Raw genomic sequence first — 12,309 nt, forward strand, 5'->3', positions numbered from 1 at the left:
AAATGGTACAATAATACATTAGAGGTGATACGATGAGATTAGATAAATATTTAAAAGTTTCCCGCATTATCAAAAGACGCCCTGTAGCTAAAGAAGTAGCTGACAAGGGGCGCATCAAAGTTAATGGCGTTTTAGCGAAAAGTTCAACCGACTTGAAGGTAAATGACGAAATTGAAGTTCGCTTTGGGAATAAGTTATTAACGGTGAAAGTTTTGGAAATGTTAGATAGCACTAAAAAAGAAGATGCATCTAAAATGTATGAAATCATTCGTGAAACAAGGATAGAAGAAAATGCCTAAAAATATAGTTCAAATGAACAATCAGTACATTCAGGATGAACACCAGCGTCGCAAGTACCATGATGAAGAACGTAAAAAACGGAATCGCTTCATGGGCTGGGTTCTTATTTTGATTATTTTATTGTTCATCTTACCAACTTACAATCTAGCGCAGAGTTACCAGACCTTGCAAGAACGCAAACAACAATATGTTCAATTGCAAGAAAAATACCAGCAAACCATTGAGGAAAAAGAGTACCAAAAAGATATTGCTGCCAAGCTAAAGGATGATGAGTATGCTGCAAAATATGCACGCGCCAAGTACTCCTTCTCTAAAGATGGCGAATATGTCTATACAATCCCTAATTTATTACCAAAATAATGGAAAATATTATTAAAACTGTTCAACAATTTTTAGAGCATTCTGATGCGAAATTAGAAGAATTAGCTAAAAAAAATCAATCACTAAAACTACAAGAAAACAGCAAAGAAAGGAGCGAGGATGCATAAACTAATTTATTTCTTCCTTCTTCCTAGTTTTTTGGTGACCAAACCCTTGTCAGATCAAAAAACGCCTGTCACTCCCTTAGTTTCAGATTCTTCCTATCCTGTTCAGAATGGAGAAAATGTACATTATTTTGTGTCTCTTCCCTCTAACCCAAATGTCTACCAGACGATTGTAACCTATACAGACCCAGAATTGAGTCAAAAAGCTGGAGAAATTAAACCAGATACTCCTTTTACTGTAGAACAACTCTTTGTCAACGAACAAGGACAGTCTGTTTTTAAACTGGGCAATAAACAGTATGTCGTAGCTGACCAGGATCAAATCTTTGAGGATAATGTATTAGAAATTTCAGAAGAAAAGAAGACCTTGTGGTTAACTGGAGATTTCACAGTCTATGATAAACCTCTGATGAATGGAGCAAAAGTTAAAAAAACAAGTTTGACTCCCTATAGCAAGGTTGAAATCACCAAGAGTGCCAAAACTTTAAAAGGGACCTACCTAGAAATTTCTGGCCAGGGTTGGATTTCAAAAGATGAACTTTCTGCTACAGATAATCGGATGGAAAAAGTCCAAGCGATTCTGAATCAGAAGTACAACAAAGATGGAATTGCAGTTTACGTGAAGCAAGTGGATACTGGAAAGACTGCTGGGATACATGAAGATCAGGAAATGTATTCTGCCAGTATAGCCAAGCTTTTATATTTGTACTATACTCAAAAAGAGTTGAATGAGAATCATGTAGATTTGCAGACTCCTTTAAAATATACAAAAGAAGTTAATGATTATCCTGGAGCTTATGAACCAGAAGGCAGTGGAAGTATTTCAAAAACACCGGATGATAAGGAATATACCGTCGCTGATTTGATTAACCGGGTGGCCAAAGAATCCGATAATGTTGCGCAAAACATTTTAGGCTATTATGTAACGCACCAATCAGATAAAGAATTTCAAAAGGTGACCAATAAGATTGCAGGAAAAACGTGGAATGTAGAAAATAGAATGGCATCTGCCAAAATGGCAGGGAATGTCATGGAAGCTATCTACCAACAAAATGCTGGAATCATTGATGCTTTGTCGGATACTCGCTTTGATGATCAACGAATTTCAAAAGATATCCCAGTCAAGGTAGCTCACAAGATTGGAGATGCATATGATTTCCGTCATGATGTCGCCATTGTTTATACAGATTCACCATTTATTTTGGCTATTTTTACGGATCACTCTGATTACGAGACTATCTCAGCAATTGCCAAAGATATTTATGAGGTCTTACAGTAATGAAAGAAAAATTTCTTCAGTTCTGTCAAAAGGAGGGGCTTTTTGAATCTCATCAAAAAGTCCTTTTGGCTTTATCAGGAGGGGTGGACTCTATGACCTTACTAGATTGGCTCTACCATTACCAGCATCAATTGGGAATTGAACTCGTTCTTGCTCATGTCAATCATCACCAACGCGTTGAAGCTGACCAGGAGGAAAGAGGAATTCGGGAATTAGCTGAAGCAAAACATCTACCACTGAAGGTTGCCCATTTCTCTGGTCCTTTTTCGGAAAGCCGAGCTAGACAATTCCGCTATGACTTTTTTGAAAAAGTTATGAAAGAAGAAGCTTGTAGTGCTCTCGTCACCGCTCACCATATGGATGATCAGGCAGAAACGATTTTAATGCGTCTAATTCGTGGAAGTCGTCCGCGGCATTTAAAAGGTATTCCTTTAAAACAACCATTTGGACAGGGTATGTTGATCCGTCCCCTCTTACATTTCAAAAAAAAGGATTTTCCAGAAATTTTTCATTATGAGGATAAAAGCAATCGCTCTTTAGACTATTTCCGTAATCGTATCCGTCATCGTTATCTCCCACTGTTAGAAGAAGAAAATCCCCAAGTGACGAGTGCTTTGGTCAACTTAGGAGAGGATCTCAGTCATTGGCACCAGGCTTTAAAAGAGTTGACAAAAGATTTGAAGCTACAAGATGTGACGCAGTTTCAAAAGCAATCACCAGCTGTTCAGATTTATTTGCTGGAAGAGTATCTAGCTGGTTTTCCAGATTTGCAATTAAGTCGGGCACAATTTGAACAATTACATAGAATAGTAGTGACCAAATCTAACACGCAACAAGTTCTAAAGAATGGTTATGAACTTTACAAAGATTATCACTATTTTGAAATTCGGAAAATCAGTCGTAGGACGGATGACCGAATGTCAGAAGATTTGTTACAATTTGGAACCATAAAGACAGTAGGTGCTTATCGCTTTTTATTTGGAGTGGAACCAAGCGATTCATATATGGAGGCTATCCCACTTCCAAATAACCATCCAGTTTCTATTCGCCCCCGTAAAAGGGGAGATCGTATTCTGATGAACGGTCACCATAGAAAAATTAGCAGATTGTTGATTAACCAAAAAATCCCTTTAGATCAACGAAATAATCTGGTGGTTTTAGAACAAGATAAACAAATACTGGCTATTCCTGAAATTGCGATCAGTGATTTGAGTAAGGAATTAAAAAATGGTATAATGAAGGATACAATTTATATCCAGAAAATAGATAGGTAAAAAAGATGTTAGAACAAGATATCAAAAAGATACTCATTTCCCACGATGAAATCGTAGCTGCAGCACGTAAACTTGGTCAAAAACTGACAGAAGATTACCAAGGAAAAAATCCAATTTTAGTAGGGATTCTAAAAGGGTCAGTCCCATTTATGGCAGAATTGATCAAACATATTGATACGCATATTGAGTTGGATTTTATGTTGGTGTCTAGTTATCATGGTGGAACATCAAGCTCAGGCGTGATCAATATTATCAAAGATATGGACCAAGACATTAAGGGACGTGATATTCTCTTTGTTGAAGATATCATTGATACTGGTAAAACTCTTAAGAGTTTGAAAGAATTATTTGAAGGACGTCAACCAGCATCTGTTAAAATTGCTACCTTGTTGGACAAACCTGAAGGACGCTTAGTTGAGATTGAAGCAGATTACACTTGCTTTACCATTCCAAATGAGTTTGTTGTGGGCTATGGTTTAGACTACGAAGAAAATTATCGAAACCTTCCTTATATCGGAGTGTTGAAAGAAGAAGTGTATTCAAAATAGAGGAAACTAGATGAAAAATAACAAAAACAATGGTTTTGTTCGAAATCCTTTTCTATACTTATTGATTATAGTGGCTGCTGTTACAGGTTTTCAGTATTTCTTTGCTGGAAACAGTATCGGACAAAGCCAACAAATCAATTATACAGAATTGGTAAAAGAGCTTAAATCAGACAATGTCAAGGAAATTAGCTACCAGCCAAACGGTAGTGTCATTGAAATTTCCGGTACCTATAACAAAGCAAAAACCAGCAAGGATGATACAGGGGTTCAATTTTTCACTCCAAGTCCAAGTAAGGTGACTCGCTTCACGAGTGTGATCTTACCGTCTGATTTGACGGTTCAAGAATTACAAAACTTAGCATCCGAACACAAGGCTGACATCACTATTAAACGGGAAAGCTCAAGTGGAATGTGGATTACCATTTTGACTTCAATCGTACCCTTTGTGATTGTCATGTTCTTCTTCTTCTCCATGATGAATCAAGGAGGCGGCGGAGGTGCCCGCGGTGCTATGAACTTTGGTCGTAACAAAGCGCGTGCTACCAATAAAGAAGATATCAAGGTTCGTTTTTCAGATGTAGCAGGGGCTGAAGAAGAAAAACAAGAACTTGTTGAAGTGGTTGAATTCTTAAAAGATCCAAAACGCTTTACAAAATTGGGTGCTCGTATCCCAGCAGGTGTCCTTCTCGAAGGCCCTCCAGGAACTGGTAAAACATTACTTGCTAAGGCAGTTGCAGGAGAAGCTGGCGTACCTTTCTTTAGTATTTCAGGTTCTGACTTCGTAGAAATGTTCGTCGGTGTCGGTGCAAGCCGTGTACGTTCACTCTTTGAGGACGCTAAAAAAGCAGCACCAGCCATTATCTTTATCGATGAGATTGATGCTGTTGGACGTCAACGGGGAGTTGGCCTTGGTGGAGGAAATGATGAGCGGGAACAAACCCTTAACCAACTCTTGATTGAGATGGATGGTTTTGAAGGAAACGAAGGTATCATCGTGATTGCAGCCACTAACCGTTCTGATGTTCTAGATCCAGCCCTTCTTCGTCCAGGTCGTTTTGACCGGAAGGTTTTAGTTGGTCGTCCAGATGTAAAAGGACGAGAAGCTATCTTGCGTGTCCATGCTAAAAATAAACCATTAGCCAAAGATGTTGACTTGAAACTGGTTGCCCAACAAACACCAGGATTTGTTGGAGCAGATCTTGAAAACGTCTTAAACGAAGCAGCTCTAGTAGCGGCTCGTCGCAATAAGAAGGTTATCGATGCATCTGATATTGATGAAGCCGAAGATCGTGTGATTGCTGGTCCTTCCAAGAAAGACCGAACAGTTTCTCAAAAGGAACGCGAATTGGTTGCTTACCATGAGGCAGGGCATACCATTGTTGGTTTAGTCTTATCTAATGCTCGTGTTGTTCACAAGGTGACCATCGTTCCACGTGGACGTGCTGGTGGTTATATGATTGCTCTTCCAAAAGAAGACCAAATGCTTCTTTCTAAAGAAGATATGAAAGAACAATTGGCTGGATTGATGGGAGGACGTGTTGCAGAAGAAATTATCTTCAACGTCCAAACCACAGGAGCTTCCAATGACTTTGAACAAGCGACCCAAATGGCGCGTGCCATGGTAACGGAATATGGAATGAGTGAAAAACTTGGTCCAGTTCAATACGAAGGCAACCATGCTATGTTTGGAGCTCAAACGACTCAAAAATTCATTTCAGAGCAAACTGCATATGAAATTGATGAAGAAGTAAGAAGTCTTTTGAATGAAGCTCGCAATAAAGCGGCTGAAATCATCCAGAGCAATCGTGAGACCCACAAATTGATTGCAGAGGCCTTGTTGAAATACGAAACCTTGGATAGTGTTCAAATCAAGTCATTGTATGAAACAGGTAAAATGCCAGAAGATACTGATTTAGAATTGGAAAAAGAATCTAAACCATTATCTTATGAAGAAATTAAATCTAAAATGGAAGAAAATAAGTAATAAACTCTATAGTCTTCTAAAGCTTTTAGAAGGAGCCGAAAATTTCGGCTCCTCAGATTGAAGATAAAGTCTTCTAAAAACTTTCCTTAGGTGAGATCGGACGTCAGCGAACTTCTAAGAAGTTCCATGACTAATTATTGAGCCTAAGGTCTCAATAATTCCGAGTGCCTGAAACTATTACGTTTCAGGCACTTTTCTCACGGCGGAAAAGTTTCTAATCTTCCTAAATGACTAAAAATAAAAGTAATTTTTTGAAAAGCATCTTGCTTTTTTATGTAAAACAATAGTTTGTCTACATTCAAGGGAGCCGAAATTTCGGCTCTTTTTTTTCAAAAAAGTGTTGACAGATGAAAAAGAACTGATATAATAGAATACGTTGTAAAAATGGTCCGTTGGTCAAGGGGTTAAGACACCGCCTTTTCACGGCGGTAACACGGGTTCGAATCCCGTACGGACTATCACAAAAGTTGTTACATTGGTAGCAACTTTTTTTGTTTGATAAAACCATTATTCTGACATTCTTATCAAAATAATGACCAATTAGAATAAGAAAAGATCCCAAATAGAAAATAAGCACAAATAAATCAAAACCTCCTTTAAAATGAAGACTAGTTAGAAAGGAGGTCCAATGAACTTTAAAAAAACATATGAAAAAGTAAAATGGATAGTATGGAAATGTGAAAAGGAATTTTATATTCATCTTTGGGATCACGCAGATTGGGAACAAGAGGGAAGACTAGTGCTGTATGAGTTACAAATAAGTAATCCGGAGGTAGAAGAAAATGAAGAAATTCTATTAACCTACTTCAAAACAAAGTTTCGTAACCATATAAAAGATAAAGTTAGAAAACAAGAAAGTGATAAAAGGAAGTTAAATAAGGTCCCTTATACAGAAATTGGAGAAATCAGTCATCGACTTCGATCAAAAGAACTCTTTTTGGATGAACTAGTCCTATTAAGAGGAGCCCTAAAAGAATTCCGAAAAAATCTAACCGATCAAGAAAAAGAAGATTATGATAAACTTCTGATGAATCAACGTTTTTCAGGAAGAGCAAAGATGAGGAGAAGGCTAAAAGAATACTTGAAAGACTTCAAGGATCAACATTTATGAAAAAGGATGTAAGAAAGCATCCTTTTTCATAAAAATAAAAAGCCCTGTTGTAAAATGAAGTGCAACACAAAAGACACGTTCATCTGATATACTAGAATTGCGAAAAACAGCATAAAGGAAGATGAACATGTCTACTAATTATTCTACCACAAATCAATCCTACAAACACTTATCTGAAGTTGAAAGAGGAAAAATTGAGGCTTATTTAGACGATGGGCTCAAACCGTCGGAGATTGCTCGTCGGCTGGGGAGAAATCGCTCTACCATTACTCGTGAAATCAGTCGTGGTTCCGTCAAGCAAGTAAAACAAATTAAGGGAACTATATACCAGTTTACACTAGACACAAGATAATGTTCACTCATATATTCTGCCAACCATTCCATACCATAGGCTATCTCAAATACTTCCAATATCAATGAAAGGTCTGGTTGAAAACCATATTCTTTGAGTTTATTGATAATATCTTTTATAGAACGAATTTTCACTAGTTTAATAATTTCCCCAGAATCCTGCCTATCTCTATCTCGTCCGCTGTCTAGTTTCATTCCGAGAATGTAAGATAATGGTGGTACAAAAACAGTCAAATTTGAATAGCTAAATGCCTTCTCACAGATAGACAGTGGCGGTATTTTATTCATATTTGCAACATTGTTGTTCAGCCATAACTCATCAGGCTCATTCACGTCAAAATCATCGCCAACTTTCTCAATAATGCTTCTGATTTTAACATCTTCTTGATAAAAAGCATCAACATCTTGTGTTCCTCGAAGGTTGTAGTATTCGAGGACAAAGCCACCAACACAGATAATTTCTAGGTCAATGTTTTCCTTAGCTAATTCTGTATTGAGAGCCTCAAATAAAACTTTCTTATCCATAGTTACCCTCTCTAAAGAGTTTCAAAATATCTTTTGGATGACTTTTACGGTTCGCCTGCAAAACGTGTTCTCTTGTGTGTGTGCCTTCTGTTAAAGCATCTTGAAGGGTTATTTTTTGGAAAGGTGTTAAGGTAGGACTTTTCAACAATTGCTCTACATCATCAGTAGTTAGTTTAGTCTCCTCATCTTTAATGACCTTATAAAGATAGCGAAACCACAAATCACCGTCACTTCCAGCATGTTCACTAGCTCTCACCATGTAATCGTACCATGTTGTCATTATTATTCCCCCTCATCTTTTCTAGGGTTATAGTGCATTGCTATCCAAAGTTTTTTGTCAAAATCAGATAACTCTTTTTTCTTCTGATAAATGCAATCGTTCAAATTAGGAAATTTGAGACTGTATTTTTTCTCAAAAAAGTTCTGAAACTCCTCTTTACTTTCTGCAATATCAACCAAGGCTTCTAACTCTGCCATTTGTTTGGCAATAGCCTTTCTGTCAATTTTCTTTTGACTATCTCCAAGTACGTCATAAACACAACGTTTTGTCAGTTGAGTATAAAAAGAGCGATGTTCAGTAACAAAATCAAAGGAATAGGTCTTATCCCAGAGTTTGGTGTACTTATTGTAAAAACCATCTGAAAGGCTGACCTGATAGCCAATCAGCTTACTATCAACTCTACGAGCGATGGACCTTTCCAATTCAAAATGTAGGTCATGTAATGTATTAGTAGCCATAAATCAGCTCCCTGTATTTAGTTCGGACACAGGCATTTGAAATCAGGAGATTAAAACGCTCACTATCCGAATAGTCACGAGTATTATAACGAAAAACAAATTCATCTACATAGTCTTGAAGATATTTCTTAGACCACGAATGGTAAATTCCTAATACTCCACGTTTCAATCCAGCCCAAAAGCCTTCAATCGTGTTGGTATAAACATTACCTTGCACATACTCGCTAGTTCCATGATTAACAAAGTCATGATTATACATCTTAGCTACTTTATTATAACCCAGCCATTCATCTGTGTAAAGTTGAGCTGTTTCCTTTACGTATTTGACAATCTGTTCAGTCAATGTTTTCGTCTTTGTATCTGGTACATGATGAGCATTAACTTTACCCTGACGTTGTACCATGCCTACTACAGCAGATTTGTCTTTCAATGAACGCCCTTGAGCATTTTTGACTTTTTTGGAGTTATGACGATTCTTATTTTTACCACCTATGTAGGTTTCATCAACTTCCACAACGTCATCAAGACTATTGTTGTTTTCAGAACTAAAACACTTACGGATACGTTCCAGCATAAACCAAGCTGTTTTTTGCGTAACACCAATATCTTTTGATAATTGCACAGATGAGATTCCTTTTTTGTGAGAAGTCACAAGCCAAATTGCCATAAACCATTTACGAAGTTCAATTTTAGTATTGTCAAAAAGAGTACCAGTCTTGACATTGAAGTATTTTCCAGTATTTTTACAGCGGTATTTGTTACCTTTGCATTTGTAGACCTTTGAAGTAGCATCAAAAGGGCTGATAATCACATCGCCCCAAATCATATTTTCTAAATGGTCAATACATGACTGTTCGTCTGGAAAAGCAGATTGTAAATCAAATAATGACTTAAACTCAAACTTCATAACTGATACTCCTTACTTCTTGATTATATTATATCGAAAACAAGAATATTTGTCAATAAAAATGTAAACTTCTACTATGCAAGGTTCCAAAATTTTGATATAATAGAAGTATCAAAAATAAAGGAAATTAAGTATTATGAACGCAATCACAGCTCACAGCTCACAGCTCACAGCTCACAGCTCACAGCTCACAGCTCACAGCTCACAGCTCACAGCTCACACTGATTATGTAATCGGGCGTGTTTTTTGTCAAGCATTAAAACAGGCTTTTTCACATTTTTGTGAGAAGGCTTTTTATGTTGAGTTTTCTGAGTTGTTTTTAGAGAGAAATGGGGAGCTACAATATGCCTAACCATTTCTCAAACGAAGTTGACGGACAACTCAAGTTTTATCAAGATTATCTACCTCTTGTTGATAAAACTTTGAAAACAGATGATATTTTAACGGATTATACAGATGGTATTGTAAATGGAAATCTGATTGAATTTAAAGTTGTTATCAATGATATTAACACTGTTCTATTCCAAGCCATCAAATATCTATCCGCTCGGAGAATCAAAGGAAAAGAAATTCCCAAAAACATTCTGCTTGTGTCGCTAACGAATGAAAAAATCTACGTTTTTGATAGTCAGGAATATTTAATACATATCGAAAAAGTATATTTTGGTGGTGCAAGTGTAAAAACCTCTGGTTTTTCTTCTGATGCTCCTATTGAAGTTTTAGAATACGGTCAAAGTCAACTAGACGAAAGTCGTCTTATTACTTTACTACGTTCAAAGCAATATACAAAAATTAACATCGACGAAAACTGTATTGTTGGTTGGGCAGAACGTTTTTATCGTGAAAACAAAGGAGCTAAAAAGTCAGATTTTATCGGTGACCATACTGGTAAAGTTAAAATTATTGGTGAAATTCGGAAACCTGAGAAACTAAAAGAGTTTATCAATCCTTATATCGGTGAAACTAATGTTCAATTTCAATATTTGATGGATAAACTCAATGATAATTTGCAAAAGAAAAATTTAGGAGCTTTCTACACTCCTGAACCTTATGTTCAAAAGTCATTGGAGCTAGTCCGACAAGCTATTAAACGTGTTCCAGAAGGAAATGATTATATTATTTTGGATAGATGTGCCGGAACTGGAAACCTTGAGAAATTGATGAGCGACGAGGAATTAAGTCACTGTGTTCTTTCAACTATAGAATATTATGAATACAAAGTTCTGCTGGAATTGCTTGGAGATAAAGTCCGTCATATCATTCCACCAACTGAAAAAGAAGATACTTTTAATATGGGGCTAGTCCGAGGAGCGGATGCTCTTAGCGAGGAATATATCAATAATGAAATTATTCAACGCTATATCAACGACCCAAAAGTAACAATTATTTTGTATGAAAACCCACCCTACGCAGATACACGCAGTATAGAACATCAAAAAGCAAAAAAGACTTCATCATCATCTCAATGGAAACAAAGTTATTTAATGAAACAGATGAAACAAGAAATCAAGGGAATGGGTGTAAATGAGATGGGAAATATCTTTATTTGGAGTGGTTTCAAATATTATCTTCGTCAGCCTACTGATAGTTACATTATTTATAGCCCAATCAAATATTGGAAAGAAATTCATCTCATTGATAAAAAGTTTGAAAGTGGATTTGCTTTCAACCGAAGACATTTTCACACTAAAATTGATGCGTTAGTTTCTTGTATTCTTTGGTCAAATGTAGATGAAAAATTAGATAATATTACCCTTGAAGCATTCAATATAGCCAATAACGAAATCTTACAAGAAGAAGATTTAACCATCAATCGTATTTATACGAAATATAGTAATGTGTATTACGACAAACGGAAATTTAGTGACGATAAATTATCTGATTTTGTATTGGGGTTAAATGGAGCAAAATTAGTAGGCACGAATAAAATTACTTCTCAGACAATTATAAATAACAATCTAATTGGCTATTTGCGAGCTTCTGGAGTGAATTTTGACAATCCTGACTTAGCTTCTTCTCTACTAGTTGCTAGTCTATATAATGGTGCAGGGTATTTCCCATTAAGAAAAGACAATTTCATCGAAAAGCTCCCAATGTTTGCCGCCAGTCGCTACATTACTTATAATCGTCACTGGACACAGCGTGCTAATATTATGAAATCTGCTGATGGCGCTGAACGTTTTAATAAAGCTGTATCAAGTAACAAGATTGAACAAGACTTATTGAAAATTCTGCTCTTCACAACACTTGAAACGCAAAATCACATGAGAAGTTTATATGGTTCTGATGGACGATTCTACCGCAATGAGTTGTCACTGGATAACTCTAATGGAGATACGCTAGCAACAGTCAACTTAGCAAAATTGAAACAAGGTTCTAAAGAGACTGCTTTATTTGAACAATGGGAAAAAGTCCTAACAGAAGCTAAGAAAACGGAAAATTATAATTCTAAATTGACGTATTCAGTTTATCAGATTATTGATGAACTTAACACATCTGAAAAAGATGAAAATGATAAAACAATCTATAACTATCCCGAATTAAACGGACACTTGAATACATTGAAAACAATGATAAAAGAATATTATAATTCTGAAATTGTGCCATTTTTATTTGAGTATGAATTTTTGAAATAAGCATAAAAAAGACGACTTCCGCTTGGAAGACGCCTTTTTCATATTCTCGTAAGCACTATATATTGTGTTTAGTGTAAACTGATATATAGTTCCCCAAATTAATAATAAGAAGGTCTACTACCAACACTATTATGCAGATGCTGCCCAAAATCGTTATCGTCAGGCCAGAAA

13 protein-coding genes, 1 tRNA gene and 2 pseudogenes are annotated in these 12,309 nt (G+C 36.4%); 12 read left to right on the top strand and 4 right to left on the bottom strand.

Going from position 1 to position 12,309, the window contains the following annotated elements; genetic code table 11:
• Nucleotides 1–32: 32 nt before the first annotated feature.
• The 10 genes and pseudogenes from K1J10_RS06510 to K1J10_RS06550 form a co-directional block, all read left to right on the top strand.
• Nucleotides 33–299 carry an RNA-binding S4 domain-containing protein gene (locus tag K1J10_RS06510; RefSeq protein WP_135783072.1) on the top strand — a complete coding sequence of 89 codons (267 nt, stop codon included), beginning with the start codon at nucleotides 33–35 and terminating at the stop codon, nucleotides 297–299.
• The gene (locus K1J10_RS06515) at nucleotides 292–660 is read left to right on the top strand and encodes a septum formation initiator family protein (RefSeq protein WP_135783073.1); all 369 of its coding nucleotides are present in this window, start codon (nucleotides 292–294) and stop codon (nucleotides 658–660) included. The genes K1J10_RS06510 and K1J10_RS06515 overlap by 8 nt, the downstream gene beginning before the upstream one ends.
• Nucleotides 660–788 (top strand): SP_0009 family protein, encoded by a 129-nt coding sequence (locus K1J10_RS10725; RefSeq protein WP_263285400.1) that lies wholly within the window; start codon nucleotides 660–662, stop codon nucleotides 786–788. The genes K1J10_RS06515 and K1J10_RS10725 overlap by 1 nt, the downstream gene beginning before the upstream one ends.
• Complete coding sequence (locus tag K1J10_RS06520; protein ID WP_223356294.1) at nucleotides 781–2,064, top strand: serine hydrolase; 1,284 nt, start codon at nucleotides 781–783, stop codon at nucleotides 2,062–2,064. Before K1J10_RS10725 ends, K1J10_RS06520 begins: the two co-directional genes overlap by 8 nt.
• Nucleotides 2,064–3,338 carry a tRNA lysidine(34) synthetase TilS gene (gene tilS, locus K1J10_RS06525; RefSeq protein ID WP_223356296.1) on the top strand — a complete coding sequence of 425 codons (1,275 nt, stop codon included), beginning with the start codon at nucleotides 2,064–2,066 and terminating at the stop codon, nucleotides 3,336–3,338. Before K1J10_RS06520 ends, tilS begins: the two co-directional genes overlap by 1 nt.
• Before the next feature lie 5 nt (nucleotides 3,339–3,343).
• A complete protein-coding gene (gene hpt, locus K1J10_RS06530) occupies nucleotides 3,344–3,886 on the top strand; it encodes a hypoxanthine phosphoribosyltransferase (protein WP_223356298.1) in 543 nt (180 codons plus the stop codon).
• A 10-nt stretch (nucleotides 3,887–3,896) separates the two neighbouring features.
• Nucleotides 3,897–5,870 (top strand): ATP-dependent zinc metalloprotease FtsH, encoded by a 1,974-nt coding sequence (gene ftsH / locus K1J10_RS06535; protein WP_223356300.1) that lies wholly within the window; start codon nucleotides 3,897–3,899, stop codon nucleotides 5,868–5,870.
• A gap of 386 nt (nucleotides 5,871–6,256) precedes the next feature.
• Nucleotides 6,257–6,328 (top strand) — tRNA-Glu (locus tag K1J10_RS06540).
• A 170-nt stretch (nucleotides 6,329–6,498) separates the two neighbouring features.
• The gene (locus K1J10_RS06545) at nucleotides 6,499–6,981 is read left to right on the top strand and encodes a sigma-70 family RNA polymerase sigma factor (RefSeq protein WP_140814430.1); all 483 of its coding nucleotides are present in this window, start codon (nucleotides 6,499–6,501) and stop codon (nucleotides 6,979–6,981) included.
• A 127-nt stretch (nucleotides 6,982–7,108) separates the two neighbouring features.
• Nucleotides 7,109–7,309, top strand: a pseudogene (locus K1J10_RS06550) (helix-turn-helix domain-containing protein); the annotation flags it as partial.
• Between the two features lie 23 nt (nucleotides 7,310–7,332).
• Here K1J10_RS06550 and K1J10_RS06555 read toward each other — a convergent pair.
• The 4 genes and pseudogenes from K1J10_RS06555 to K1J10_RS06570 form a co-directional block, all read right to left on the bottom strand.
• Nucleotides 7,333–7,857, bottom strand: a pseudogene (locus K1J10_RS06555) (DUF6036 family nucleotidyltransferase); the annotation flags it as partial.
• Nucleotides 7,850–8,137, bottom strand: a complete 288-nt coding sequence (locus tag K1J10_RS06560) for a hypothetical protein (RefSeq protein ID WP_223356302.1) — start codon at nucleotides 8,135–8,137, stop codon at nucleotides 7,850–7,852. The pseudogene K1J10_RS06555 and the gene K1J10_RS06560, both read right to left, overlap by 8 nt.
• Nucleotides 8,138–8,139: 2 nt before the next feature.
• The gene (locus K1J10_RS06565) at nucleotides 8,140–8,595 is read right to left on the bottom strand and encodes a hypothetical protein (protein ID WP_045759311.1); all 456 of its coding nucleotides are present in this window, start codon (nucleotides 8,593–8,595) and stop codon (nucleotides 8,140–8,142) included.
• Nucleotides 8,585–9,502 carry an IS1595 family transposase gene (locus K1J10_RS06570; RefSeq protein ID WP_125370774.1) on the bottom strand — a complete coding sequence of 306 codons (918 nt, stop codon included), beginning with the start codon at nucleotides 9,500–9,502 and terminating at the stop codon, nucleotides 8,585–8,587. The genes K1J10_RS06565 and K1J10_RS06570 overlap by 11 nt, the downstream gene beginning before the upstream one ends.
• 136 nt (nucleotides 9,503–9,638) lie before the next feature.
• On the opposite strand from K1J10_RS06570, the gene K1J10_RS06575 reads away from it, so the two are divergent.
• Together K1J10_RS06575 and K1J10_RS06580 are read left to right on the top strand one after the other, a co-directional pair.
• Complete coding sequence (locus tag K1J10_RS06575) at nucleotides 9,639–9,854, top strand: hypothetical protein (RefSeq protein ID WP_045759313.1); 216 nt, start codon at nucleotides 9,639–9,641, stop codon at nucleotides 9,852–9,854.
• Nucleotides 9,847–12,138: a hypothetical protein gene (locus K1J10_RS06580; protein WP_223356304.1), complete on the top strand. Its 2,292-nt coding sequence runs from the start codon at nucleotides 9,847–9,849 to the stop codon at nucleotides 12,136–12,138. The genes K1J10_RS06575 and K1J10_RS06580 overlap by 8 nt, the downstream gene beginning before the upstream one ends.
• The last annotated feature ends 171 nt before the right edge of the window (nucleotides 12,139–12,309 follow it).

The sequence above is a fragment of the Streptococcus australis genome (assembly GCF_019930045.1).
GTDB classification, from domain to species: Bacteria; Bacillota; Bacilli; order Lactobacillales; family Streptococcaceae; genus Streptococcus; species Streptococcus australis_D.

Coding starts and splice junctions, on each gene's coding strand:
- K1J10_RS06510 (WP_135783072.1), top strand. CDS start 33: ATGAGATTAGATAAATATTTAAAAGTTTCCCGCATTATCAAAAGACGC.
- K1J10_RS06515 (WP_135783073.1), top strand. CDS start 292: ATGCCTAAAAATATAGTTCAAATGAACAATCAGTACATTCAGGATGAA.
- K1J10_RS10725 (WP_263285400.1), top strand. CDS start 660: ATGGAAAATATTATTAAAACTGTTCAACAATTTTTAGAGCATTCTGAT.
- K1J10_RS06520 (WP_223356294.1), top strand. CDS start 781: ATGCATAAACTAATTTATTTCTTCCTTCTTCCTAGTTTTTTGGTGACC.
- tilS (WP_223356296.1), top strand. CDS start 2,064: ATGAAAGAAAAATTTCTTCAGTTCTGTCAAAAGGAGGGGCTTTTTGAA.
- hpt (WP_223356298.1), top strand. CDS start 3,344: ATGTTAGAACAAGATATCAAAAAGATACTCATTTCCCACGATGAAATC.
- ftsH (WP_223356300.1), top strand. CDS start 3,897: ATGAAAAATAACAAAAACAATGGTTTTGTTCGAAATCCTTTTCTATAC.
- K1J10_RS06545 (WP_140814430.1), top strand. CDS start 6,499: ATGAACTTTAAAAAAACATATGAAAAAGTAAAATGGATAGTATGGAAA.
- K1J10_RS06560 (WP_223356302.1), bottom strand. CDS start 8,137: ATGACAACATGGTACGATTACATGGTGAGAGCTAGTGAACATGCTGGA.
- K1J10_RS06565 (WP_045759311.1), bottom strand. CDS start 8,595: ATGGCTACTAATACATTACATGACCTACATTTTGAATTGGAAAGGTCC.
- K1J10_RS06570 (WP_125370774.1), bottom strand. CDS start 9,502: ATGAAGTTTGAGTTTAAGTCATTATTTGATTTACAATCTGCTTTTCCA.
- K1J10_RS06575 (WP_045759313.1), top strand. CDS start 9,639: ATGAACGCAATCACAGCTCACAGCTCACAGCTCACAGCTCACAGCTCA.
- K1J10_RS06580 (WP_223356304.1), top strand. CDS start 9,847: ATGCCTAACCATTTCTCAAACGAAGTTGACGGACAACTCAAGTTTTAT.